This window comes from Actinophytocola gossypii (genome assembly GCF_025165815.1).
GTDB classification, from domain to species: domain Bacteria; phylum Actinomycetota; class Actinomycetes; order Mycobacteriales; family Pseudonocardiaceae; genus Actinophytocola; species Actinophytocola gossypii.
In genome coordinates this window covers 13,434-38,482 of the sequence record NZ_JAFFZE010000006.1, presented here as the reverse complement: position 1 = coordinate 38,482, position 25,049 = coordinate 13,434, and the positions used below count along the sequence as shown (strand labels likewise).

Genomic DNA, 25,049 nt, shown 5'->3' with positions numbered 1-25,049 from the left:
GGGCATCCCCCACCCGTTCCCGGGGGCTCCCCTCAGGGCCAGTCTATCGGGGTGTGGGGGGTGGGGGTAGGGGGCAAGATCCACTTGTGGACAAGTGGATCGGGTGTGTCCGGCGGGGTCAGACGCGGGTGGCTATGCCGGGGTAGTCGATGACCAGGCCGTCGCGGTCGACGGTGAGGTTGGTGGTGAAGTCGGGGACGGAGTAGTTGATGACGGCGCCCTTTTCGGAGACCGAGACGGTGCGGTAGGTCTGGTGGACCAGGGTGACCGTGAGGTCGGGCATCGAGACGTAGACGACCGGGAGTACGTGTTCGCCGGGCTCACGATGTAAGCCCAGGCGGCGGATGGGTAAGGACGTGAACGTCACCGAGCCCGAGACGTCCACGTCCACGGCACCGTCGAAGTCGTTGCGTTGGGTGCCGTCGCCGTGGTCTATGAGCCAGACGCCGTCCTCGGTGCGGCCTACCGAGATCTGGCGTTCCTCGTCGGCGGTGATCGTGCGGAGGAGGCCTTTGCCCACGTCGCCGCTGCGGGGGACCGACAGTTCGAAGGACGCGTTGAACGCTCCGTGGCCCCGTGCCGGGTTGGCCGCGGCGACGATGCGGCCGGACGCCCGGAGCCGACCGTCGGACACCAGCAGCCGCGCCGACTCGAGGTACGGGGCGGCTACGCCCTGCCAGGTCATCATCAGCGGCGAGGTCATCGGGCAAACCTACTACGGCCCGGTGGTGGCCCCGGCCGACAGCACGAACGGGCAGGGGCCACCGGACGGTCAGGCTCCTCGGCGGCGGCGCAGGACCAGCAGCGCGCCGATACCGGCACCGACCAGCACCAGACCGATCACGACGGGCATCAGGATCGACGCGCCGGTCGTCGCCAGGCCGCTGGTGTTCCTCGGCTGCGGCACCGGGGCTGCCTCCGACGAGGTCGACGTCGGTTCCGTCGTCGTCTCGGGGGCGGTGCTCGTGGGGGGCGCGGTGGTGGACGTGTCGCTGGTCGGGGGCACGGTCGTCGTGGGCGGTGCGGCGGCCCAGTCGGCGCCGATCGTCACGGTGATCTTCGTGCGGGTGGACTTCGCGGTGATGAGTGACTGGGTCTTGTCGCCCTTGCCGTAGTTCTCGCCGACGAACAGGCGGCCGGTGTCGATGCCGGCCCGCGCGGTCAGCTCGATGGTGACCGCGCCCTGCTCGGCGTCCGCCGGGACGTCCAGGTACAGGTCGGTGCCGTTCTCGATCTGCTTGGCGGTCAGCTCCTCGCCGTCGGCGTCGGTGATCGTCACGCCTTCTGGGAGGTCGGCCTTGAGCTTGGTGACGTTGCCGGTGGTGGTCACGGTGAACGGGCCGATGCGTTCGCCCGCCTCGCCGGACAGCTCGGTGGGGGTGACCTCGAGGGCGGGGGTGGGCTGGTCGCCCAGGCCCTCGTTGGCGTCACCGGTGAGGTAGTCGTAGAGGGCCAGGACGTCCTTGTCGAAACCCTTGCCGACGACGGGGAGCGGGTTCTTGCGGTTCAGGTCCACACCGTCGCTGAAGTGCCAGATCGCGGCCTGGGTACCGGAGATCGCCTCTTCGCGGTTGAGGCCGCCGTTGTGCAGCTTGACGCCCTCGTCCCGCAGGGTGCGCTGCAGTGCCTTGCGGCCGACCGCCGGGAAGCTGTTGTGCAGGATCCAGTTGATCTTGTCGCGGTTGGCGTGGAACGGGGAGTCCGCGTCGGGGAACGCGTCCCACGGCTGCTCGACCAGCTCGTGCTCGGGGTCGCTGCCTCGGCGGACCTGGACGCAGTACGCGTCGACGGTGCTGCCGTCGGACAGCTCCACCTTGAACACCTTGGCGAGGATGTCCCGGAGCTTCCCCTTGCCCACGTTCACGTGGTAGCCGGTGACCTCGCCCGTCGGCAGGCCGGTTGCCGGTTCGGCCGTCGCCGGTATCGCCGCGGTCATCGTCACCGTCACCGCTGCGCCCAGCACCGCGACGGCGGTGCGGACGGCCCTGAACCTGCTGGCCATGCGCTCTCCTAGTTGTGCGTCGTGCAGCCCTCGCCTACTCGTGGTACAGGGAAGTCGATCAGGCGGAGCCGCAGCTTACTCACAGGCACCAAACACGCCCATGTCAGGGGTGGTGTCACTCTGACGATCTACCCCCGCTCGGGGAGCGGCGTCTATCGTCCGGGTGTGCACGGATGGCCGCCGCCTCCCCCGCCGCCGCCCTCGCGGCTGCCGATGATCCTCGGCGTGCTGGCGATCACGCTCATCGTCGGCGCGGTGGTGACGATCGCGCTGGTGAACCGGAAGAGCGGTGGCACGCCGACGGCCGCGCCCACCGCCGCCGCTCCGGCTACGACGACCTCCACAGAGACAGATACAGAGACAGAGACCGAGGACGGCTGGCGGCTGGTCGACAACACCGCCGACGCCGGCCTGACCTACCAGGTGCCGGACGACTGGAAGGTCGTGCCGGACAAGCGCGACAGCGGGCTCGGCGTCGACTTCACCGGCACCGCCGACCACGGCAGCTACACCTGCCAGGGCCAGACCTACATCCGCAGCTTCGCCACCAGCGGCGACGTGCGCGCCAAGGACGGCTCCGACCTCGACCTGGCGAAGACCGTGCGGGAGTTCGCCACGTCCTTCGCCACGGGCTCGTTCAAGGCCGGCGCCCGGGTCGAGGTCGGGAAACCACAAGAGTCCGAGCTGGACGGGCGGCCCGCGATGACGCTCACCGCGAAGGTCACGCCGCGGGTCACGATCCCGGAGTGCCAGGCCACCGAGGGCGAGATCGCCATCCTCGGCGTCGCGCTCGCGGAGGACGGCGAACCGACCGGGGTGACCATGCTCGTCGTGGTCAGCGACGTCGCCGGCGGCCCGGCCGAGCCCGCTCCCCTGCCCACCTCCGTCGCCCAGGACATCCTCGCGTCCGCCGCGGTCTCGTGAACGCCATGAGGGTGACCTTCGGGACGCTCAACGTCCCGAAGGCCACCCTCATGGCGTTGGAATGCTGGGCACGGTCCGGACGTTGGGACCGTCCGGGCCGGGTGGTGGACGACGTGTGGGGTGGGTGATCGCGGGTGGATGCCGCATCGGGGACGACGACGGCGGCATCGGGGGCACCGGGGTCCAAGCGCCTACCCAGGGAAGTCTGGGTGCTGGTCGCGGCCAACTTCGTCATCGCGGCCGGGTTCGGGCTGGTCGCGCCCGCGCTGCCGACGTTCGCCCGTAGCTTCGACGTCAGCGTCACCGCCGCGTCGATCGTGGTCAGCGCGTTCGCCGTCGCGCGGCTGGTGTTCGCGCCGGCCGCCGGGCGGCTGGTCACCATGCTCGGCGAGCAGAAGATCTACCTGGTCGGCATCTCGATCGTCGCGGTCACCACCGGGGCCTGCGCGTTCGCCGCCGAGTACTGGCAGCTCGTCGTGTTCCGCGGGGTCGGCGGCATCGGGTCGACGATGTTCACCGTGTCCGCGATCGCGCTGCTGATCCGGCTCACCCCGCCGCACCTGCGCGGGCGCGCGTCCGGCCTGTGGGGCACCGGGTTCCTGCTCGGCAACGTGATGGGCCCGCTGCTCGGCGGCGGGCTGCTGACGATCTCCCTGCGCGCGCCGTTCCTGGTCTACGCCGGCGCGCTGTTCGTGGCCGTGTTCATCGTCTGGTGGTTCCTGCGGCACTCGACGCTCGCCGCCCGCTCCACCGACGACAAGGCCCCGACCATCACCGTGCGGCAGGCGCTGCGGCACAAGGCCTACATCGCCGCGATGAGCTCCAGCTTCGCCAACGGCTGGGCCGTGTTCGGGGTCCGGGTGTCGCTGGTGCCGCTGTTCGTCACCGAGGTGCTCCGCCGCGACGACGCGTTCGCCGGCACCGCGCTCGCCGTGTTCGCCGCCGGCAACGTGGTCATGCTGCTGGTGTCCGGCCGGCTCGCCGACACCCTCGGGCGCAAACCGATCGTGCTGGGCGGGCTGCTGGTCTCCGCCGGCGGCACGATCTGGGTCGGGCTGACCGACACCGTGCTCACCTTCATGATCGCCACCGTGGTCGCCGGTCTCGGCGCGGGGCTGCTCGCGCCGCCGATGCAGGCCACGGTCGCCGACGTGATCGGCTCGGACGGGCGCGGCGGCCCGGTGCTCGCGACGTTCCAGATGTCCGCCGACATCGGCGCGGTGCTCGGGCCGATCGTCGCCGGGCTGCTCGCCGACCAGCTCTCCTACGGCGTCGCGTTCGCGGTCACCGGCGCGCTGTGCCTGGTCGCCGCGCTGGTGTGGCTGCCGGCGCCGGAGACTCTGCCGAAGGCCGAGTCGAGCGCCGACGACGAGACGGTCTCGGTGGCCGTCCAGGAATCAAGATAGGGGCGTAGTTTCCGACCATGGCAACGATGGTGACCTTCCATGCCCACCCCGACGACGAGTGCATCGCCTGCGGGGGCGTCATGCGGAAGGCCTACGAGCAGGGGCACCGGGTGGTGCTCGTGGTGGCGACCCGCGGCGAACTCGGCGAGGTGCCGGACGGGTTCCTCGGCGAGGGCGAGGAGCTGTGGCAGCGGCGGGTCAAGGAGACCGAGGACGCGGCCGGCATCCTCGGCGCGGCGCGCGTGGAGTTCCTCGGCTACACCGACTCCGGGATGATGGGCGAGCCGACCAACGACGCGCCCGGCACGTTCTGGACCGCCGACGTCGAGGAGGCCGCCGAGCGGCTCGCGGCGATCCTGCGCGAGGAGAACGCCGACGTGCTCACCGTGTACGACGACCACGGCGGCTACGGCCACCCCGACCACATCCAGGTGCACCGGGTCGGCATGCGGGCCGCGGAGCTCGCCGGCACGCCCCGGGTGTACCAGTCGACGATGAACCGGGACGCGGCCAAGCGCGGGCGGTCGCAGTTCGCCGAGGTGGCCGGGTTCGAGATGCCCGACCTCGGCGACGACTTCGGCAGCCCGGAGGCGATCCTGACCACCAAGGTCGACGTGACGCCGTGGGTCACCTACAAGCGGCAGGCGATGCGCGCGCACCCGAGCCAGATCAGCGAGCAGTCGTTCTTCCTGGCGATGCCGGACGAGGTGTTCGGGTACGTGTTCGGCACCGAGTGGTTCATCCGCGTCGGCGCGGAGCCGGGGATCGCCGAGTACGACCTGTTCGACTGATGCTCTTCGACGAGGTGCTGGCCGCCGGGCCGGTACGCGCGCAGGTGTCCGACGCGGCGTGGCTGCAGGCGATGCTGGACGCGGAGGCCGCGCTCGCCCGCGCGCAGGCCGACGCGGGCCTGATCGACCAGGCCGTCGCCGAGGACATCGCGGCGGAGTGCGTGGCGTCCCGGTTCGACGTCGCCGAGCTGGCAGGCGCGGCGGCCGCGACCGGGAACCCGGCGGCGCCGCTCGCCCGCGCGCTGACCGAGCGGGTGCCGCCCGAGGCCCGCCGGTTCGTGCACCGGGGCGCGACCAGCCAGGACATCCTGGACACCGCGGCGATGCTGGTGGCGCGCCGCGCGGTGTCGGCGGTGCTGGTGGACCTGTGGGCGTGCTGCGACGACCTCGGCACGCTGTGCGCGGAGCACCGGGACACCGTGCAGGCCGGGCGGACGCTGCTGCAGCAGGCGCTGCCGACGACGTTCGGGCTGACCGTGGCCGGGTGGCTGTCCGGGCTCGGATCGGCCGGGCGTTCCCTGGACGGGGTGCGGCCGGCGGCGCAGCTCGGCGGCGCGGTCGGCACGCTGGCGTCGCTGCACCCGGCCGGCCCGGCGGTGCTCGCGGCGTACGCGCGGCGGCTTGGCCTGCGGGAGCCGGACGTCCCGTGGCACACCGAGCGCGGGCGGATCGCCGACCTGGCCGGCGTGCTCGGGCGGGTGTGCGGGTGCGTGGCCAAGATCGCCGGCGACGTGGTGCTGCTGGCCCAGACGGAGGTCGGCGAGCTGACCGAGTCGGCCGATGGTGCCGGTGGCTCGTCGACGCTGCCGCACAAGCGGAACCCGGTCGCCGCGGTGTCCGCGCGGGCCTCGGCCGTGCGGGCGCCCGGGCTGGTGGCGACGCTGCTGGCGTGCGCGGCGCAGGAGCACCAGCGGGCCGCGGGCGCGTGGCACGCGGAGTGGGAGCCGCTGGCGGACCTGCTGCGGGTCACCGGCTCGGCGGTGTCGTGGCTGCGGACGAGCGTGTCCCGGTTGACCGTGCACCCGGAGCGGATGCGCGCGAACCTGATGGGCGAGGCGCTGCTGGCCGAGCGGGTGGCCGCGGAGCTGGCGCCGACGATGGGTCGGGTCGAGGCGCACGACGCGGTGGCGGAGTGCGTACGCGCTGGCCGGGACCTGACGTCGCTCGGCGTCGACCCGGAGCTGCTCGACCCGGCCGGGTACCTCGGCGCGGCCGGCGAGTTCGTCGACCGGGCCCTGGCGGCGCACGCTCGACGGAGGGACGGACGGTGACCCTGTTCCACGAGGTGCGCGGGCCGTCGGACGGGCCGGTGGTGGTGCTGTCCGGGGCGCTGGGCACCGACCTGACGATGTGGGACCAGCAGGTGGACGCCCTGGTCGGCGCCGGGTTCCGGGTGGTGCGGTACGACCACCGGGGGCACGGCCGGTCGCCGGCGCCACCCGGCCCGTACACGCTGGCCGAGCTGGCCGGTGACCTGGTCGCGCTGCTCGACCGGCTCGGGATCGCGCGGGTGTCGTACGTCGGCCTGTCGCTGGGCGGCATGGTCGGCATGTGGCTGGCCGCGCACGAGCCGGCGCGGGTGGAGCGCCTGGTGCTGTGCTGCACGTCCGCGCGGCTCGGCCCGCCGGACATGTGGCTGGACCGGGCGCGCGCGGCCCGCGAGTCCGGCATGGAACCGCTGGCCGACGCGGCCGTCGGCCGCTGGCTCACGCCAGGAGCGGACGCCGGCCTGGCCGCCCGCCTGCGCCGCATGGTCGCCGCGACCCCGGCGGAGGGCTACGCCTCCTGCTGCGACGCCATCCGCACGATGACCGTCGAGGACGACCTGGGCTCGGTGCGCGTGCCCACGCTGGTGATCGCCGGGGCGGAGGACAGGGCCACCCCGCCGGAGCACGCCCGCCGGATCGTCGAGGCGGTCCCGGGCGCGCGGCTGGCGGTGGTCGAGGGTGCCGCGCACCTGGGCAACACCGAGCGGCCGGCGGAGTTCACCGAGCTGATCCTGGCGCACCTGCGCCCGTCCCGGTACGCGACCGGGATGGCCGTCCGCCGCGCGGTCCTCGGCGACGAGCACGTCGACCGGGCGGTGGCCGGGACCACGGAGTTCACCCGGCCGTTCCAGGAGTACGTGACGGAGTCCGCGTGGGGTGGGGTGTGGGCCCGGCCGGGGCTGGACCGGCGAACCCGCAGCGCGGTCACGCTGGGCGCGCTCACCGCGCTCCGGGCGTTCGAGGAACTCCCGATGCACGTCCGCGCCGCCGTCCGCAACGGCCTCACGCCCGCCGAGATCGCGGAGATCCTCCTGCACACCGCCGTCTACGCCGGCGCCCCGGCCGCCAACACCGCGTTCGCCATCGCCCGCGAGACCCTCGACGACCTGGACTGAAACCCACCGCCCGGCGCGGACGCTTCACTAGCATCGGCGGATGTCGCGTCCGGGGGTCAGGGTCACGCTGCTGGTCGTGATCGTGGCGTTGCTGGCGTCGGGTGTGGTGGCGGTCGTGGGGCTGTCCGTGCTCAACGGGCGTTACGCACCGCCCGCGCCGCTGCCCGAGCCGGGGCGGGTGTCGGTGGCCGACGGGGCCCTGGTCGACACCGAGACCGGTCACTACCGCGTGGTGACCGGCGAGCGCGGGCTGGTGGTGGTCGACGCCGAGGGCACCGCGGTGTTCGGGTCGCGGGACGGGCGGTCGGCGCTGGCGGCGGTGCGCGGGCACGTCGACTGGCGCGAGCACACCGGGCACTTCACCGCCACCGAGCACCGTGCGGCGGTGTGGACCTCGATGCGGGTCGGCCGGGTCGACGCCGGGTCCGACCAGGTCACCGTCGCCGGGGAGCTGGCGGGTTCCGGTCAGACGGTGCCGTTCGAGCTGCGGCTGGGAACCGGTGACCCGCACCGGCTCGCGGTGTCGGTGCGGGTTCCTGGCGCCGACGGTGTCGTGCTCAGGGTCCGTCGGGACGGCGGCGAGGCGGTGCACGGGCTCGGGGCCCAGTTCAGCGGGTTCGACCTGTCGGGAAAGTTCGTTCCGGTCGTGACCAGGGAGCAGGGTGTCGGGCGCGGGCGGCAGCCGTTGACGATGCTCGCCGAGGCGACGGAGGGCGCCGGCGGCGCCGAGTTCTCCACCTACGCACCGGTCCCGTTCGCCATGGTCGGGGGCCGGCGGGCGGTCGCGCTCGACACCACCCGGTACTCCACCTGGGACCTGCGGCGCCCGGACCTCGTCGACGTCACGCACTGGCACGACGAGGTGGACGCCACCGTCTACACCGGTGACCGCCCGGCCGACCTGCTCGCGCTCCGCACCGAGGACACCGGCCGGCCGGACGCGCTGCCGGGCTGGGCGCTCGACGGGGCGATCGTCGGCCTGCAGGGCGGCTCCGACCAGGTCCGGCGCAAGCTCGCGGCACTGCGTGACGCGCCGGTCGCCGCGGTGTGGCTGCAGGACTGGACCGGAGGCAGGCGGACCGACTTCGGCGACCGGCTGTGGTGGACCTGGCAGGTCGACCGCGAGCGGTACCCGGACTGGGAGCGCCTGGTCGCGGACCTCGGCGAACGGGACATCCGGGTGCTGACCTACGTCAACCCCTTCCTCGTCGACGCGGCCGGACGGTCGGGCAGGAACCTCTTCCGGGAGGCGGAGGCCGCCGGCTACCTGGTTCGCGACCAGCGGGGCGGGCCCTACCTGCTCGACCAGGGCGGGTTCTCCGCCGCCCTGGTCGACCTGAGCAACCCGGCGGCGGTCGACTGGTACGTCGAGGTCATCGCGACCGAGGTGGCCAGCGCCGGGATCGCCGGGTGGATGGCCGACTTCGGCGAGGGACTGCCGTTCGACGCCGTCCTGCACGGCGGCGACCCCGAGGAGTGGCACAACCGGTGGCCGGACGAGTGGGCCAGGGTCAACGCGGCGGCCTGCCGGCGCGCGGCACTGCCGGACTGCCTGGTGTTCCACCGGTCGGCCGGCCAGGACACCGCCGCTACGGCTCCGCTGTTGTGGGCGGGCGACCAGTTGGTCGACTTCGGCGCGGCCGACGGGATGACCTCGGCCCTGCACGGCATGCTCGCCGCCGGCGCGTCCGGCATGCCGCTGACGCACTCCGACACCGGCGGCTACACCGGCCTGGCCCAGCCGCTGGTCGGGGTGCGCCGTACCCCCGAGGTACTCCGCCGCTGGACCGAGCTGTCCGCCTGGGGGCTCCTGCTGCGCACCCACGAGGGCAACCGTCCCGCCGAGAACGCCCAGGTGTACGACGACGCGGGCGCCGCGGCGGCGTTCGCCGAGCAGGCGAGGGTGTTCGCGGCGCTGGCCGACTACCGAGCCGAGGTCGTCGCCGAGGCGGCCGCCACCGGGATGCCCGTGCTGCGCCACGTCCGGCTGGTCCACCCGGAACGGCCGTGGCCGGCCGGCAGCGACGACCAGTTCCTGTTCGGACCGTCCTTCCTGGTCGCCCCGGTGCTCGAACCGGGCGCGACGACGGTGACCGCCCACCTGCCGCCCGGCCGGTGGGTGCACCTGTGGACCGGAACCGAGCACGGCGACACCGGGTCCGTGTCCTCGGTGACGGTCGCCGCACCGCCCGGCCGTCCCGCTGTGTTCTTCCCGGTCGGCGACCGGTGGGGACAGCGGATCCGCGACCGCGTCGTCACCGGCTCGGGGACCAGGTAGGCGCCGGCTACCCGGCCAGGCCGCGGGTGCGGCAGCAGCGCTTGTACCGCTGACCCGAGCCGCACCAGCACGCGGCGCTGAGGTCGGGGGGCCAGGTGCCGGCGACGGGGAGCGTGCGCAGATAACCGCTCAGGGTGGTGCCGATCGGCGGGAGGCCGCGGGTACGGGCGTTGAACGCGTCGAAGTCGGCCACCCCGTACGTCGGGTCCTGGACGCGGGCCAGCGTGCGTTCGACGGTCGTGCGGTGCTCGTCCCAGTCGGCGCCGAGGTCGTCCTTGAGGGTGGGCCACGTCGCGACGGCGCGGGCGTGGTCGGACCTGGGCCAGAACAGCACGGTGGGTGGCACCGACGCCACCGACGCCGGTGTGCGGGAGGCGCCGCCGTCGCGGGCCCGGTCGGCGGCCTTGTGGAGCTGCGCGGCCAACCGCCCGGAGGCCAGGGCCTCGCCCGCGGTGTAGACGCGGACGGCGGCCTCGAAGTCGCCCGCGGCCTCCAGTGCCTCGGCGTAGAGCTGGTGTTCGGTGGCACCGGCGCGGCCGAGGTCCACCAGCTTGGCGAACTCGCGGGCGGCCTCCTCGCCGCGTCCGGTGTCGGCGAGCAGCGCCGCCAGGTAGGCACGGGGCTCACCGAGCTCGTCGTGCACGTCGTCGGACACCGCGAGGCGCAGGGTGGCCTCGGCCTCGGGGGCACGGCCGTAACGCAGCTGCAGCTCGCTGACGGTCAGCATCGCGTGCGCCACGCTGAACTCGGGGCCGCGCAGCGCGGCGTCGTGCACCGCCGCCATCAGGCGGTCGATCGTCGCGTCCGGCGAACCCTGGTCGATGGCGTCGCGCACCGCGAAGTCGATGTCGTCGCCGCTCACTCTCGCACCACGCATGGGCGGAGATTACTCAGAGCACCGTCCGAACGTCCGGCCGACCTCGGTTGGCCGCGTACCTCACCTGAAGCAGGGCCCGGGCACGGTCCTCTCAGACCACCAAGGCCACCAAGGCGGCCGGGTCGGGCGCGCCGTCCGCGACCACCACCGTGTAGCCGTAGGACAGCGTCTGGTCAGCGGCGACGGTCACCTCGCGGTCGAAGAACGGGGCCGGGCAGACCGCGGCGAACGGCTCGGAGCGGACGAACCACTTCGGCTCGTCGGGGGCCACGAACACCAGGGTGGACTCGCCGCCCCGCTCGTCGTGCCGGCCGCGGAACGCCAGCCACGGGGCGCGGACGCCCATCAGCTCGTCGCCGCCGGTCCGGCCGGGGACGTGCACGCCGCCGCCGGTGAACGAGCGCGGGCCGCGCCAGAACAGGCCGCCGTAACCCGCGTTCGGCCGGCCCTCGGTGGTGGGGCTGCCGATCACCACCTCCGCCTCCGACACGTTCGTGAAGCTGGTGCCGAAGCCGAGCGCCCAGCCGCCGGCCACCAGCTCGACGCTGATCATCCGCTCCTCGGCGAACCAGGTCTCCCCCTGCTCGGTGTCCCAGGACAGCGACTCCACCAGCCGCACCCGCTCCGGGCCGGGGTGCACCACCGAGAAGTCGACGTGCCGGGTGGCGCCGTTGTTCGGCAGCTGCACGTAGCCGCGGTCGCGGACGTAGGTAGGGCCGCCCCAGAAATTCGCCGGCCCGGCCGGGGAGATCACGTTCGGCAGGGACCAGGCGATGCCCTTGTGCCACACGTGGTCGTGCGGGCGGTACAACGACACCAGGCTCCCGCCGAGGGTCCGCAGCGGGTGGAAGTACGGGCGCGGGGACTCCAGCCGGGCGTCCGTCGGGCCGTACACGTAGCGCGCGATCTCCGTGCCGTCGCTGGAGATCCGCATCGCGGAGCCGTGGTCCTCGACCAGGGTCAGGACCATGGCGCCCCCGAACCGTCCATCCGGTGGTAGAACGGCGAGTCCGCGTCCAGCTCGCCGGCGGTGATCCGGCGGCCGGTGAACGCCGACGCGTAGATCGCGGCGATCAGCTCGACCGTGCGCCGGGTGTCCGGCAGCGACACCGGCGGCGCCACGCCCGCGTCGAGCGCGTCCAGGACCGCGGCCAGCTGGGCGTCGTGCCCGCTGCGTACGCCGGTCGGCGCCGCCGCCCACGCCGCGGCCACCTCGTCGGAGTGGCCGGGTGCGGCGGTCACCGTCCAGTCGTCGTCGCCGTAGCCGTACACGTGGTTCAGCTCGACGGTCGCGTGCTCGAAGTCGAACCGCAGGTAGCTGGCCTCGCGCGGGGAGACCACGCTGTTCACCACGGTGGCCACCGCGCCGTTGGCGAAGGTGACGATCGCGCACGACAGGTCCTCGGTCGCGGTCGGCTTCGCCTGCCTGGCGGCCACCGCGACCACCTCCCGCCAGTCCCCCATGATCGACAGCAGCAGGTCGAACTGGTGGATGCCGTGGCCCATCGTCGGCCCGCCGCCCTCGACGTCCCAGTTCCCGCGCCACGGCACCGCGAAGTACTCGTCCGGGCGGAACCACAGGGTGTGGCACACCGCGGCGGTCGGCCGGCCGAGCCGCGGGTCGCCGATCAGCCCGCGCAGGCCCTCGGCGCCACTGCCGAACCGGTGCTGGAACACGGTCGCGAAACGCGCCCGGCCCGCGGCCGCCGAGATGGCGTCCAGCTCGGCGAGGCTGAGCACCGGCGGCTTCTCGCACAGCACGTGGCAACCCCGCTCCAACGCGGCGACCGCCTGCGCGGCGTGCAGGCCGGGCGGCGTGCACAGGTGCACCAGGTCCGGCGACTCCTCGGCGAGCAGCGTGTCCAGGTCCGGGTAGCGGCCGGGCACCGACCACTTGTCGGCGAACACGTCGAGTGCGTTCGGATCGATGTCGGTGGCGGCGACGATCCTGGACCGCCCGCCCAGCCGTTCCAGACTCGCCGCGTGGAAGCCGGCGATCACACCCGTTCCGACGATCGCGCTCGTGTAGGTAGCCACGTCAGGTCACGGTAACGGCAACCGTCGGGAAGTGGGTGTCCTCGATCCGCAGCTCCGGTCCCACCAGCCGCACCCGCACCACGTGCCGCACGACCGCGCTGGAGGTCGACAGCCGCAGCTCCAGCTCACCCGGTTCGACCACCTTGTGCCCGGCCAGCCCGGTGAACGCCGACGCCGACGCCGGCACCAGGAACTCCACGTTCCGCGACTCGCCGGGCAGCAGCCGCACCTTCGCGTAGCCGACCAGGCGCACCACCGGCCTGGTCACCTGCGCGACCGGGTCGTGCAGGTACAGCTGCACGACGTCCGAGCCCGGCCGGTCGCCGGTGTTGGTCACGGTCAGGCCCACGGTGACCGCGCCGTCGGTGCCGGTCTCGTAGCTCGACGGGCCGTAGCCGCTCCACTCGAAGTCGGTGTAGGACAGCCCGTGGCCGAACGGGAACAGCGGCGTCGGGTCCACCGAGCTGGCGTCGTTCAACCGGCCGAGCACCGGCGCGAGGTAGCCGGCCGGCTGGCCGTACGGGTCGGCGGGCACGCTGACCGGGAGCCGCCCGGCCGGTTCGGCGCGGCCGGTCAGCACGCCCGCGACCGCCGGGCCGCCCTCCTCACCCGGGAAGAAGGCCTGCACGATCGCGGCGGCGCGGTCGGCGTACTGGCCGAGCGCGTACGGGCGGCCGGTCATCAGCACCAACACCACCGGGGTGCCGGTGTCGAGCACGGCCGCCAGCAGCCTGCCCTGCGCGCCGGGCAGCCGCAGGTCCGGCACGTCGCAGCCCTCGCCGGAGGTACCCCGGCCGAACAGGCCGGCCCGGTCGCCGAGCGCGACCACGCACACCTCCGCGCGCCGGGCGGCGGCAACGGCCTCCTCGATCCCGGCGGTGTCGTCGGTGTCGTCGGTGTCCACGGAGCAGCCGCGGGCGTGCTCGACCAGCTCGGGCGGCACCTCGCGGGTGAGCGCGTCGAGCAGGGTCGGGATCTCGATGCCCAGCGAGGTGTCCGGGTGCTTGCTGCCGACGTGGCTGGGGAAGGTGTAGCAGCTGAGCATCGCGCCGACGGTGTCCGCCTGCGGGCCGACGAGCGCGATCCGGGTGCCCTGGCGCAGCGGCAGCGTGCCGTCGTTGGCCAGCAGCACCACCGACTCCTCGGCGATCCGGCGGGCCAGCTCCCGCGCGGGCGGCGGGTCCAGCGACATCCGGCCGTCCACGACCGGCGGCCGCCAGTCCGGGTCCAGCAGTCCCAGCTCGAACTTCTGCCGCAGCACCCTGGCCGCCGCACGGTCCACAAGGGACTCCTCGACGGCGCCGGTACGGACGGCCTCGACCAGGGGTTCGCCGTAGCAGTACACGTTCGGCAGCTCGACGTCGACACCGGCGCGGAGCGCGAGCGCGGCCGCCGACGCCGCGCCGGCCACCAGCCGGTGCTGGGTCTCGACGAACGTCACGGCGAAGTAGTCGGACACCACGGTGCCGGCGAAGCCCCAGTCCTCGCGGAGCAGGCGGGTGAGCAGGTCGGTGTCGACGGCGGGCGGGATCCCGTCGATCTCGGCGTAGGAGTTCATCACCGAACGCGCTCCGCCCTCGGTCAGGGCGTGCAGGAACGGCGGCAGCAGCACGTCGGCGAGCTCGCGGCGGCCGATGGCGACCGGGCCGAAGTTGCGTCCCGCGTGCGAGGCCGAGTAGCCGACCAGGTGCTTGAGGGTGGCGACCACACCGGCGGACTGGAGCCCGCGCACGTACGCGGTGCCGACCGTGGCGACCAGGTACGGGTCCTCGCCGATGGTCTCCTCGGTGCGGCCCCAGCGTACGTCCCTGGTCACGTCGAGCACCGGCGCGAGTCCTTGGTGGACACCCAGACTCCGCATGGTGGCGCCGATCTGGCCCGCCATCTCGCCGACGAGGTCGGGGTCGAAGCACGCGCCCCAGGCCAGCGCGGTCGGGTAGATGGTCGCGCCCCAGGCCATCAGGCCGTTCAGGCACTCCTCGTGCACGACCGCGGGGATGCCGAACCGGCCGGCGGCCATGATCTCCGCCTGGAGGTCGGCGAGCCGCGCGGTGCCGGCGACCGGGGTCACCGGAGCCGAGCCGAAGTGGCGGGTCAGCTGGCCGAGGCCCTGCTTGATCAGCGTCGACCAGTCCGGCGCCGCGTCGACCTGCTCGTGCTGGAACGGGGCCACGTCACCGCCGCCGTCGTCCACGCCGTCGTCCTGGCCGAGCCAGACCCCGTAGAGCTGGGCCACCTTCTCCTGGAGTGTCATCCGCGCGAGCAGGTCCGCGACCCGCTCGTCGATCGTGCGACGCGTGTCGCGCCACGGTTCGACGACCGTCGCCGCGCCGTCAGCCTCGTTGAGCATGCCGCCGTCCGTTCGAATCAATGTTCCGAAAACTTTCGGAATCGATGCATCCACGCTAACCCTGTTATTACGACGGTAGCAAGGGATTGACGCTCTGCTGGGCCAGTCGTAACCTCTGCCTAACTCGTCGCAACTTTACGTTTGACGACCGAAACTTTTGTGATCGCGGACCACTTCGTGGAAAGGCGCGGCTCATGTCCACTCTTCCCAGGAGAAAGTTCCTCGGGCTCGTCGGCGCGGGGGTCGGCGCCGGTCTGGTCGGCACCACCGCCAGCGGGTGCGGCACGGACGCCACCGGCGGCGGTGGCGACGGCGGCGAGCAGATGCAGATCTGGGTACTGCAGGAGGAGGCGCAGAACGTCGCCCACCGGGTCGCGCTGGACAGCTTCAACAGCGACGCCGAGGTGCGCGGCCGGCTGGTCTCGACCAGCAACGACGGCTACCGGGACAAACTGCACACCGCCATGGGCTCGGCGGACAACGCGCCGGACGTGTTCTACAACTGGGGCGGCGGCAGCATCCGCTCCTACGCGCGCGACGACCTGCTGGTCGACCTCACCCCGCACCTGGAGCAGGACCAGGCGTGGAAGGACAAGTTCATCCCGTCGGTGCTCGACGCGGGCATGATCGACGGCAAGTACTACGGCATCCCCGCGCGCGGCATGCAGCCGATCATCCTGTTCTACAACAAGGCCGTCCTCGCCGACCACGACCTCCAGCCGCCGACGACCTGGGACGAACTGCTAGCCGCGTCCGACCGGCTCAGCGGCAACGGGGTCATCCCGTTCGCGCTCGCCGGCGGCGACGCCTGGTGCGAGCTGGTGTGGCCGGAGTACCTGGTGGACCGGATCGGCGGGCCCGAGGTGTTCCGGGCGATCGCCGCCGGCGAGGAGGGCGCCTGGCGGCACCCGGCGCTCATCAGGTCGATGAACATGATCACCGACCTGGTGGAGCGCGGCGGGTTCGGCGACAGCTTCGCCTCGGTCCGCTGGGAGGGCGGCGGCGCGTCCACGCTGATCGCGCAGGGCCAGGCCGGCATGCACCTGATGGGCTCGTGGGAGTACACCAACCAGGTCACCGACCAGCCGGAGTACGCGGCCAACGACCTCGGCTTCGCGGACTTCCCGGCGGTCGACGGCGGCGTCGGCGACCCGAAGGCGATCGTCGGCAACCCGACGAACTACTTCTCCATCTCCAAGAGCTCGCCGAACGTGGACGCGGCGCTGGAGTTCCTGCGCACCGAGATGGCCTCCGACGCCTACATCGACGCCTGGCTCAAGGCGGGCGACGTCCCGGCGACGACGAACCTGGAGGCGCGGATGGACGCCGCGGCCAACCGGGACTACGCCGAGCTGGTCTACAACATGGTCGTCGACGCGCCGAGCTTCCAGCTGTCCTGGGACCAGGCGGTCGAGCGCCACCTGGCCCAGCCGATGCTGGACGCGCTCGCCAAGGTGTTCCTCGGCCAGCTGGACGCGGAAGGGTTCGTGGCCGCCAACGAGAACGCGGCCAAGTGACCGCAACCGTGCGGGTCGCCCCCGAGGACGGGTCGGACGCCACCGCGCCGGCCCGCCCCGTCCCGCGCCGCCCGTCACGGCCAGCGACCAGCCGGCCCAGCTCGTGGTACCTGCTGCCGGCGGCGTTGTTCTTCGGTGTCTTCGCGGCGTTCCCGCTGGTGCTGGTGGTGTTCCTGTCGTTCACCTCCTGGGAGGGCATCGGCGACCCGGCGCTGATCGGGCTGGACAACTGGGTCCGGCTGGTCGGCGACGCGCGGGTGCTCGACGTGGTGGGGACGACGCTGCTGCTGACCGTGCTCGGCTGGGCGACGCAGACGCCGATCGCGCTGCTGCTCGGCGTGTGGGCGGCCGGTCCGCAGCGCAACCGGGCGATCCTGTCGTCGATCTTCTTCCTGCCGCTGCTGCTGTCCAGCGCGGCGGTGGCGCTGATGTGGAGCCGGCTGCTCGACCCGTACTTCGGGCTGGCCGCCGAGTTCGGGCCGTTCCAGAACATCCTCGGCACGCCGTCCGGGGCGCTCGCGGCGATCGTGTTCGTGACCGGGTGGCAGTTCATCCCGTTCCACACGCTGCTGTACCAGGCGGCGGCCAGGAACGTGCCGAAGGTGCTCTACGACGCGGCGACCATCGACGGCGCGACCCGCTGGCACATGTTCTGGTACATCACGTTGCCGCAGCTGCGGAACACGATCATCACCTCGTCCACGATCATGGTCGTCGGCTCGCTGACCTACTTCGAGACGATCCTGCTGCTGACCAACGGCGGCCCCGGCACGTCGACCTACACGGTGCCGTTCGAGATGTACATCCGCGGCTTCCGGTCCTTCGAGTTCGGCTACGCCTCGGCGATCGCGACCGTACTGGTGGTCGTGGCGACCGCGATCTCGCTGATCATCGTCAAGTTCTCCGGCTTCGCGAAGATGCGCTCCACGATGGAGGGAATGTGACCGTCGTATCGGACGTCAGCGTTTCCGGCCCCGTGTCGACCCCGCCGAAGGAACGCCCGAACCGGATCGCGGGTGTGTTCGCCGCGATCTGGCTGGTGATCGTCGGGGTGCCGATCTACACGATGGTCTCCTGGAGCCTGCAGGAACGCGACGACTTCCTGGACAACGGGCCGGTCGCGCTGCCGAGCGCGATCACCCTGGAGAACTTCACCGAGGTGGTCACCGGCGGGTTCGCCAGGTACCTGCTGAACACGGTGATCGTCACCGTGGCGTGCGTGGTGCTGACGCTGGCGGTGGCGATCCCGGCGGCGTACGCGATCGTGCGCTCGACCAGCTGGCTGTCCGGGTTCGCGTTCCGGATCTTCCTGCTGGGCCTGGCGATCCCGGCGCAGGCGACGATCATCCCGCTGTACCTGATCATCAACCGGATGCAGCTGTACGACTCGCTGACCGCGATCATCCTGCCGACGGTGGCGTTCGGGCTGCCGCTGTCGATCCTGGTGCTGGCCGGGTCGCTGCGGGACGTGTCCAACGAGCTGTACGACGCGATGACCATCGACGGGGCCGGGCCGTTCCGGATCCTGTGGCAGCTGGTGGTGCCGATGTCGCGGGGCAGCATCGCGGCGGTCGGCACGTACGCGGCGCTCGGCGCGTGGAACCAGTTCCTGTTCCCGCTGATCCTCACCCAGAACCCGGACCTGCGGGTGCTGACGCTGGGCCTGCAGCGGTTCCGGCAGGAGTTCCAGATCAACCTGCCGGGCATGATGATGGCGGTCATGCTCACCGCGCTGCCGGTGTTCGTGCTGTACCTGGTGGCCAGGCGCTGGCTCATCGCCGGGCTGGCCGGCATGGGTAGCAGGTAGCCTTCCGGAAGAGTTTCAGAAAAGTCGGAGGGGCGTTGTGAGCAGCACGGACGGGGAGAAGAAGGTCACGATTACCGTGATCGCCCAGGAGGCCGGGGTCTCGGTGCCCACGGTGTCCCGGGTGCTCAACGGGCGCTCCGACGTCTCCCCGCAGACCAGGGCGCGGATCGAGGCGCTGCTGGCCCAGCACGGCTACCGGCGGCGGGTGTCGCGGCGGCGGGAGAGCGCCGGGCTGATCGACCTGGTGTTCAACGACCTGGACAGCCCGTGGGCGGTGGAGATCATCCGCGGCGTCGAGGACGTCGCGCACGCGGCCGCGGTCGGCACGGTGATCAGCGCGGTGCACCGGCACTCCGGGGCCACCCGGCAGTGGCTGGAGAACCTGCGGCAGCGCGCGTCCGACGGCGTGATCCTGGTGCTCTCCACGCTCCAGCCCGCCCACCAGGCGGAGCTGCGCAGGCTGAACGTGCCGACCGTGGTGATCGACCCGGCCGGCGGGCCCGCGCTGGACGTGCCGACGATCGGCGCGACCAACTGGGCGGGCGGGATGGCCGCGACCGAGCACCTCACCTCGCAGGGGCACCGGCGGATCGGCTTCATCGCCGGCCCGCCGGGTCTGCTGTGCAGCCGGGCCAGGCTGGACGGGTACCGCGCGGCGCTGGACGCGGCCGGGATCGAGGTCGACGACACGCTGATCCGGCCGGGCGACTTCTACCACGAGTCCGGGTTCCGCGGCGCGGGCGAGCTGATGGACCTGAAACAGCCGCCGACCGCGATCTTCGCGGCCAGCGACCAGATGGCGCTCGGCGTGTACGAGGGCCTGCGCCAGCGCGGACTGCGGGTGCCGGACGACGTGAGCGTGGTCGGGTTCGACGACCTGCCCGAAGCGCGCTGGTCGTCGCCGCCGCTGACCACCGTGCGCCAGCCGCTGTCGGAGATGGGCATGCTGGCCGCGCGCACGCTGCTGCGGCTGGCGCGGGGCGAGGATCCGGACAGCCCCCGGGTCGAGCTGGCCACCGACCTGGTCGTCCGGGACAGCACCGCCAAGCACGCACAGTAGCCAACAACCGCACACAGGGTCGCCGACTCGCCCGGCAGAACGTGTTTCGTGTGCGGACCGCGACCGTTACATCCGCCATCCGAGGGGATCTGGCTGCGTTCGGATGACACCGGATGACACGGACAGTCCGTGCGCCGCACAGTATTGGACATGGTGGGGGCGAGGCTCGACGAGCTGAACGGCCGGTTACTGATCCAGTGTCAACCCGGGCAGGCGAAGAACGCGGCACGCGTCGCGGCCGCGCACGACACCGGCCTGGTGCTCACCGGCCACACGCCCGGCCCGGTGGTGCGGGCACTGCGCGAACACGGCTTCACCGGACCGATCCTGTGCGACGCCGCCCGGTACGCGGGCCGCCGCCGCGCGTTCGCCGAGTCGGGCCCCGGCTGGTCGTGGACCGCCGAGCAGCACGACCTGGGCCTGCTGGCCCTCACCGACTCCGGCTACCTCGCCGAGCACGACTGGCCCGGCCTGCGCCGCATCCTCGCCGGTGCCGCCCGCCAGCCCGGCCAGGTGCTGCCGGTGCTGCCGCTGGCCGCGCGCTGGTTCGAGCACTCGGTCGACGGCCTGGTGGCCGAGCTGAACCGGGCGAGCCTGCCGGTGGCGGTGGCGATCGAGCACCAGAAGGACCCGTTCAGCGTGCGGTACCTGATCCGCGGGTTCCTGTCGCTGCTGGCCGCCGAGGTGCCGGTGGTGCTGCTGCGCGCCGACGTGTCCGCTGTCGCCGCCCTCGCCCACGGCACGCACGCCGCCGCGATCGGGACCACGACCGCGTTGCGGCACGTCTACCCGCGCACCGGTCGGCTGCCGGTCCCCCGATTACCGTCGATCTCAGCCTTCGTCCCCCAGCTGCTCGACTACCGCCCGCTGCCCACGATCGCGGCCAGGACCGCGCCGTCGTGGCACTGCGACTGCCCCGAGTGCGACGGCCGCCCGCTCACCACGCTGGCCCGCTCCGCGCGACCGGAGGCGTCGGCGTTCCGGCACTCGCTGAGCGCCCAACTCACCCTGCACGACCACCTCCGCGACCATCCAGCCCCGGTCGTCGGCTGGCACGACCTGTGCGCGTCCGCGCTCGCCGAGCACCGCGCCCTGGCCGAGTCCCTGCCCGACTGGCACACGCCGACGAACCTGCGCGCCTGGCACCAGCTCACCCGCCTGCCGGCCGCGGTCAGAAACCCGCCTCGACCGGCGGCGTCGTCGTGACCACGGTCGGAGCCGGTGCCGGCGCCCGCCCCCCGTCCACGCGGCCGCCGACACCGACCCACAACCCGACCACGACGCCCAGCGCGAACCCCAGCGCGACCATCCGCACCAGCAGCGACATCGAGACCAACACCGCGACGCACCTCCCCGCCTCGCTCACACCCGGAGCATGCGCCTCCGCCCTGCATCCCGGCCGGACCAGACCCGGACGAAGCTGACCTTCACCGCTCTTCGAGCGCGGTGAGCCAGGCGGCCGCAGACGGGCGGGTGCCGGGGCGGGCGGCGCGGGTGGCCAGTGCCGCCAGGGCCGGGTCGAGCGCGGCGCAGCGGTCGTCGGCCGGGGTGGCGGCGTGGTCGGCGAGCAGCAGGCGCAGCACGACGAGCGCGAGCTTGTAGCGGTCGGTGTCCAGGCTGGCCTCGCCGGGGCGGGCGGCCGGGTCGAGCCAGCCGGCGGTGCTCGCGGGCCGGACGGCCGGCCGGCGGCCGAGGACCCGGAACCCGTCGCAGTCCAGGGCGAACACGCCCGCGCCGCCGGCGGTCGACCACAGCAGGTTGCGCATCGACACGTCGCCGAGGAGCACGCCGTTGCCGTGCAGGGTGTCGAACAGCCGCGCGTACCGGACCGCGAGCCCGCGCCGCCCGTCGGCCGACGGCAGGGCCAGCTCCCGCCACATCGCGCGCCTCGGGTAGAGCAGGAACTGCAGCTCCAGCAGCCGCGCGGAGCCGGCGAGCGAGGTGGCGAACCGGCGGGGAGCCTCCCGCATGAGCAGTCCGACGCAGCGGCCGCGGTCGAACACCCGGCCACGCGGCCACGCGGTCGAGGTACCGACCAGCCGCCGGGCGGCCGGGGGGAACCGGGCGGGCAGGGCGATCAGCGCGGCCAGCTCGTCCGCGTCGACGGCGACGTCCTCGTGGTACAGCTTGACCAGCAGCCCACCGGGCCGCGCCGGCCGGTACACCGCCCCCTGCCCGCCGTCGGCGATCCGCCGGACCGGCCCGAGGTCGCCGAGCCGGACTTCGGCGCGCGGCGCCCCGCTCATGCGCTCTCGCTGCCGGCCCAGATGACGGCGGCGGTCCGGTCGTCGTCGTAGGAGCGGACGTTGAACTGCAGCTGGTGCAGGAACGCCACCGGTCCTGGCGGCTCGGCCCAGGCGTCGGCGAGGTACGCGCCGGCCTCGGTCTCCCGGAGCGGCACCCCGACGCCGTCCGAGGCCAGTACCAGCGCCTCCCCCGGCGCCAGCACCCCCGCGACCCGCTCCACCGGGCCGGCCGGGGCGGGCAGGCTGTCGGTCGCCGGGTCGTGGAGCTCGCCCTCCACGTCGTCGAACAGGGCCCGGAAACGCCCGTGGGCCAGCACGAACGCCGGACTGTCGCCGACCCGGGCGACCCGGAACGCGTGCCCGCCCGCTCCCGGCGACACGTCGACGGCGGCGACGGTCAGCGTGGTGGAGCGGTGTCGTGGCGCCGGTCCCGCCCGGCCCACCGCCCGGTCGGCCGCGTGCACCGCCGCCGCGACGTCGACGGCGTCCAACAGGCCGTCCAACGGGCCGTCGGGCATCGCCCAGGCCAGGTAGCCGAGCGCGTGCCGGACCGCGAGCCGCGCGCCGTGGTGCGCGTCGGTCGCCGCGCCCACGCCGTCCGCGACCGCGGCCAGCACCACCCGCCCGGCCGGCGCGGACAGGCCGACGGCGTCCTGCCGCACGTCGCCGTCGCAGCGGTGCGCGAATCCCCGGGTGGACGCCGCCCGCACCTCCAGCGCGCCGACCCGGCCGGCGTCGAGCACGGTGTCCGGCACGTCCGCGAACGGCCCGAGCCGCCAGGGCGCCTCCGCCGCTGCCGCGCGCGGCCCGACCTCCCTCGGCCGGAACACGCCCCGGTCTCCCCATGTGGTGTCCACGGTCATGCTCACACCTGGTCGATTCGCAGGGCGGTGAACCCGGTGACCTGGCGCGGGATGCGCAGCACGAGGTCGCCGTCGTCGAGGGGTTCGCCGGAGCTGACCACCGACCGGGTGAGCGCCCGCGCGAACTCGTGCAGCGCGGCGGACGGGCTCAGCCCGCCGTGGCTCATGAACGCCTGCACGGTGCCGACCCGGTCGATGGTCGTCTCGTCCGCGTCGCCGATGCCGAACGAGATGATGTTGGGCCGGGCCGGCCAGTCGGGGTCGAGCAGCCGCTCGTAGGCGGCGGGCCAGGCGGCGGGGTCGGTCGGCTGCCCGTCGGACAGGAAGAACACCGCCGGCCGGTAGACCCGGTGCCCGTCGGCCTTCAGCCGTTCGACGTCCCGCTCGACCGTGGTCCGCAGCAGCTCGAACGCCGCCGCGAAGCTGGTGGCCGGACTGACCTCCAGCTCGACCATGGTCACGATGTCGGACAGCGCGCACAGCGGTTGCAGCACCCGCGCGTCCCCGGCGAAGCCGATCAGGCAGAACCGGGTCTTGTCGGCCACGACCGGGTCGGTGCCGACCGCGCGGTGCAGCTCACGCAGCCCGCCGTTCAGCCCGTCGAGGTGGTCGGCCATCGAGTAGGACTGGTCGCACACCACGTAGAACGGCAGTATCTGTTCCGGCATAACCGGAGGATGGCGCGCGCTCCTGCATCAGGTCTGGACCAGACGTTGACGAGGTCAGCGCCGGCGCGCGGTGACCAGCCAGGCGGCGGAGTCGAACCAGACGCCGTCGCCGGTGTCGTGGTCGTCGAGCATGGTCGTCAGCCGGTCGAGGGCGCGAGCCTTCTCCGTGCTGTCCAGGTCGGCGACCAGGCCCTGGACCATCCCCAGCTCGAACAGGGCGTCGCGGGCGGCGGCGGTGTCCTCGCCGTAGTGGACCGGCTCGCGCACGTCGGTGATCTCGACCGCGGTGAAGCCGGCGGCGGTGAGTACGCCCGCGGTGGCGGTCGGGTCCGCCAGGGAGAAGGCGGCGTGGGGCGGCGCCTGGCGGTCACCGGACAGGGCGTACCGGACGGCGGTGGACCACTCCTGGCGGTCGTGGGTCTGCCAGACCAGCTGCGCCAGGCGTGCTCCCGGCCGCAGGGCCCGGGCGATGTTGGTGAACGCGGCGACCGGCTCGGCGAAGAACATCGTGCCGAACCGGCTGAGGGCGAGGGTGAAGTCCGCCGGCGGGAAGGGGTGGAGCTGGGCGTCGGCGCACTCGAAGTCGATGTTGCGGATTCCGTCCCGCTCGCTGAGGTGGCGGGCGCGGTCCAGCATCGGTCGGGACAGGTCCACACCGAGCGCGCTGCCCGAGGTCGCGGCGCGGGCGGCGGCCCGCGTGGTCTGTCCGGCGCCGCAGCCGATGTCGAGCACGCGATCAGCGGTTCGGACGTCCGCGGCGGCGCGCAGGCGGACGTCGTAGCGGCTCAGCTCGGCGTCGTAGTCGAACATCTCACCCTCGTTTCGGACGTCCGGTGGTTCCGCCACGGTAGGCCGGAAGCACTCATCGTCGAAAGCGATGGTTTTCGATCAATTCGATCGTTGTTCGCGATATTCTGAGCTGGTGACCGAGGTCGAGCTGCGTCATCTCGCGGCGATGGTCGCCGTCGTCGACGAGGGTTCGTTCGGACGGGCGGCCGCGCGGCTCGGTTACACGCAGTCGACGGTGAGCCAGCAGATCGCCGCGTTGGAGCGGGCCGTCGGCGGTGCGGTGTTCGACCGGCCCGGTGGGCCCAGGCCGGTGCGGATCACCCCGCTGGGTGCCGTGGTGCTGGAGCGGGGTCGCGAGCTGTTGGCGACGGCCGAACACCTGGCCGCCGCGGTAGAGCGGTTCAACGCGGGCGACGGGCGGATCGACATCGGCACCTTCCAGAGCGTGTCCACGGTGATCCTGCCGGCCGTCGTGCGGCGACTGCGGGACGAGCACCCGGCCTGCGAGATCCGGTTGTCCGAGGAGGAGCCGGAGCAGCCTCGGATCGGCGACCTCGACCTGCTGTTCCACGACGGACCGGTCGACGGGGACGTCGAGCACGTCACGTTGCTCGACGATCCGTACCTCCTGGTGGCCGGCGACGGCGTCTTCCCGGACGGTCCGGTTGACCTGGAGCGGCTCGACGGCTCACCGGTGGTGGCCTGGCCGTTGACCTGCGACCAACCGGGCCTGGAGCGGGCACTCGAGCGCGGCGGCGCCCGTCCGCGCGTCGTGTTCCGCAGCGCGGTCAACGACACCCTGCTGTCCATGGTGCGCGCCGGCCTGGGCTCGGCGGTGCTGCCGTGGCTCGCGATCCGGGGCGCCGACGTCCTGGCCGACCACCGGCTCCGCGTCCACGAGCTGCGGCCGGCCCCGCCGGCACGGGAGATCCGCCTGCACTGGCGGGCCGGACGAACCCACTCACCGCTCGCCGCGCGGGCCATCGAGATCGCCACCGAAGTCGCCACCGAGGTCGCCGCCTCCCGTTGTCACGGTGAGTAGAGTTCTCGG

At 73.0% G+C, this 25,049-nt stretch carries 23 protein-coding genes; 12 read left to right on the top strand and 11 right to left on the bottom strand.

What is annotated here, in order from left to right; translation table 11 throughout:
* Positions 1-118: 118 nt before the first annotated feature.
* Both JT362_RS04690 and JT362_RS04685 read right to left on the bottom strand, forming a co-directional pair.
* Positions 119-703, bottom strand: coding sequence for a putative glycolipid-binding domain-containing protein (locus JT362_RS04690; protein WP_260189769.1), 585 nt, complete (start codon positions 701-703; stop codon positions 119-121).
* Between the two features lie 69 nt (positions 704-772).
* On the bottom strand, positions 773-2,002 hold the full coding sequence (locus JT362_RS04685) for a thioester domain-containing protein (protein ID WP_260189768.1): 1,230 nt from the start codon (positions 2,000-2,002) through the stop codon (positions 773-775).
* Positions 2,003-2,167: 165 nt separating this feature from the next.
* Between JT362_RS04685 and JT362_RS04680 the strand changes: the two genes are divergently transcribed.
* From JT362_RS04680 to JT362_RS04650, 6 genes are all read left to right on the top strand, one after another.
* On the top strand, positions 2,168-2,926 hold the full coding sequence (locus JT362_RS04680; RefSeq protein ID WP_260189767.1) for a DUF8017 domain-containing protein: 759 nt from the start codon (positions 2,168-2,170) through the stop codon (positions 2,924-2,926).
* 209 nt (positions 2,927-3,135) lie between these two features.
* Positions 3,136-4,332, top strand: a complete 1,197-nt coding sequence (locus JT362_RS04675) for an MFS transporter (protein ID WP_311202663.1) — start codon at positions 3,136-3,138, stop codon at positions 4,330-4,332.
* A gap of 17 nt (positions 4,333-4,349) precedes the next feature.
* Complete coding sequence (locus tag JT362_RS04670) at positions 4,350-5,123, top strand: PIG-L family deacetylase (RefSeq protein WP_260189765.1); 774 nt, start codon at positions 4,350-4,352, stop codon at positions 5,121-5,123.
* A complete protein-coding gene (pcaB, locus tag JT362_RS04665; RefSeq protein WP_260189764.1) occupies positions 5,123-6,394 on the top strand; it encodes a 3-carboxy-cis,cis-muconate cycloisomerase in 1,272 nt (423 codons plus the stop codon). The genes JT362_RS04670 and pcaB overlap by 1 nt, the downstream gene beginning before the upstream one ends.
* Positions 6,391-7,506, top strand: a complete 1,116-nt coding sequence (pcaDC, locus tag JT362_RS04660) for a bifunctional 3-oxoadipate enol-lactonase/4-carboxymuconolactone decarboxylase PcaDC (RefSeq protein ID WP_446014125.1) — start codon at positions 6,391-6,393, stop codon at positions 7,504-7,506. The genes pcaB and pcaDC overlap by 4 nt, the downstream gene beginning before the upstream one ends.
* Positions 7,507-7,546: 40 nt before the next feature.
* Positions 7,547-9,784: an alpha-glucosidase gene (locus JT362_RS04650; protein ID WP_260189763.1), complete on the top strand. Its 2,238-nt coding sequence runs from the start codon at positions 7,547-7,549 to the stop codon at positions 9,782-9,784.
* Positions 9,785-9,791: 7 nt separating this feature from the next.
* Here the strand turns inward: JT362_RS04650 and JT362_RS04645 are convergent, their stop codons facing one another.
* The 4 genes from JT362_RS04645 to JT362_RS04630 form a co-directional block, all read right to left on the bottom strand.
* Positions 9,792-10,661 carry an SEC-C metal-binding domain-containing protein gene (locus tag JT362_RS04645; protein ID WP_260189762.1) on the bottom strand — a complete coding sequence of 290 codons (870 nt, stop codon included), beginning with the start codon at positions 10,659-10,661 and terminating at the stop codon, positions 9,792-9,794.
* Positions 10,662-10,752: 91 nt separating this feature from the next.
* On the bottom strand, positions 10,753-11,631 hold the full coding sequence (locus JT362_RS04640) for a DUF6807 domain-containing protein (protein WP_260189761.1): 879 nt from the start codon (positions 11,629-11,631) through the stop codon (positions 10,753-10,755).
* Positions 11,622-12,698 (bottom strand): Gfo/Idh/MocA family protein, encoded by a 1,077-nt coding sequence (locus JT362_RS04635; RefSeq protein WP_260189760.1) that lies wholly within the window; start codon positions 12,696-12,698, stop codon positions 11,622-11,624. The genes JT362_RS04640 and JT362_RS04635 overlap by 10 nt, the downstream gene beginning before the upstream one ends.
* Before the next feature lies 1 nt (position 12,699).
* Positions 12,700-15,048 (bottom strand): beta-xylosidase/alpha-l-arabinosidase, encoded by a 2,349-nt coding sequence (locus JT362_RS04630; RefSeq protein WP_260189759.1) that lies wholly within the window; start codon positions 15,046-15,048, stop codon positions 12,700-12,702.
* Positions 15,049-15,242: 194 nt separating this feature from the next.
* Between JT362_RS04630 and JT362_RS04625 the strand changes: the two genes are divergently transcribed.
* The 5 genes from JT362_RS04625 to JT362_RS04605 all read left to right on the top strand — a co-directional run bounded on the left by JT362_RS04625 (position 15,243) and on the right by JT362_RS04605 (position 20,638).
* A complete protein-coding gene (locus tag JT362_RS04625; protein ID WP_260189758.1) occupies positions 15,243-16,565 on the top strand; it encodes an extracellular solute-binding protein in 1,323 nt (440 codons plus the stop codon).
* Positions 16,562-17,509 (top strand): carbohydrate ABC transporter permease, encoded by a 948-nt coding sequence (locus JT362_RS04620; protein WP_260189757.1) that lies wholly within the window; start codon positions 16,562-16,564, stop codon positions 17,507-17,509. Before JT362_RS04625 ends, JT362_RS04620 begins: the two co-directional genes overlap by 4 nt.
* The gene (locus tag JT362_RS04615) at positions 17,506-18,372 is read left to right on the top strand and encodes a carbohydrate ABC transporter permease (RefSeq protein ID WP_260189755.1); all 867 of its coding nucleotides are present in this window, start codon (positions 17,506-17,508) and stop codon (positions 18,370-18,372) included. Before JT362_RS04620 ends, JT362_RS04615 begins: the two co-directional genes overlap by 4 nt.
* Positions 18,373-18,409: 37 nt before the next feature.
* Entirely contained in the window at positions 18,410-19,432 is a 1,023-nt protein-coding gene (locus tag JT362_RS04610; RefSeq protein WP_260189754.1) for a LacI family DNA-binding transcriptional regulator, read from the top strand.
* A gap of 150 nt (positions 19,433-19,582) precedes the next feature.
* Positions 19,583-20,638, top strand: coding sequence for a hypothetical protein (locus tag JT362_RS04605; protein ID WP_260189753.1), 1,056 nt, complete (start codon positions 19,583-19,585; stop codon positions 20,636-20,638).
* Here JT362_RS04605 and JT362_RS04600 read toward each other — a convergent pair.
* The 5 genes from JT362_RS04600 to JT362_RS04580 all read right to left on the bottom strand — a co-directional run bounded on the left by JT362_RS04600 (position 20,604) and on the right by JT362_RS04580 (position 24,019).
* Complete coding sequence (locus JT362_RS04600; RefSeq protein WP_260189752.1) at positions 20,604-20,798, bottom strand: hypothetical protein; 195 nt, start codon at positions 20,796-20,798, stop codon at positions 20,604-20,606. The two genes, JT362_RS04605 and JT362_RS04600, sit on opposite strands and share 35 nt — an antisense overlap.
* Positions 20,799-20,859: 61 nt before the next feature.
* Positions 20,860-21,678, bottom strand: a complete 819-nt coding sequence (locus JT362_RS04595) for a hypothetical protein (RefSeq protein WP_260189751.1) — start codon at positions 21,676-21,678, stop codon at positions 20,860-20,862.
* Positions 21,675-22,541 (bottom strand): protein phosphatase 2C domain-containing protein, encoded by an 867-nt coding sequence (locus JT362_RS04590; protein ID WP_260189750.1) that lies wholly within the window; start codon positions 22,539-22,541, stop codon positions 21,675-21,677. Before JT362_RS04590 ends, JT362_RS04595 begins: the two co-directional genes overlap by 4 nt.
* Before the next feature lie 2 nt (positions 22,542-22,543).
* Entirely contained in the window at positions 22,544-23,209 is a 666-nt protein-coding gene (locus JT362_RS04585; RefSeq protein ID WP_260189749.1) for a vWA domain-containing protein, read from the bottom strand.
* Between the two features lie 54 nt (positions 23,210-23,263).
* Positions 23,264-24,019 carry a class I SAM-dependent methyltransferase gene (locus tag JT362_RS04580; protein ID WP_260189748.1) on the bottom strand — a complete coding sequence of 252 codons (756 nt, stop codon included), beginning with the start codon at positions 24,017-24,019 and terminating at the stop codon, positions 23,264-23,266.
* A 112-nt stretch (positions 24,020-24,131) separates the two neighbouring features.
* Here JT362_RS04580 and JT362_RS04575 point away from each other — a divergent pair, with 112 nt between their 5' ends.
* Complete coding sequence (locus tag JT362_RS04575) at positions 24,132-25,040, top strand: LysR family transcriptional regulator (protein ID WP_260189747.1); 909 nt, start codon at positions 24,132-24,134, stop codon at positions 25,038-25,040.
* Positions 25,041-25,049: the final 9 nt, after the last annotated feature.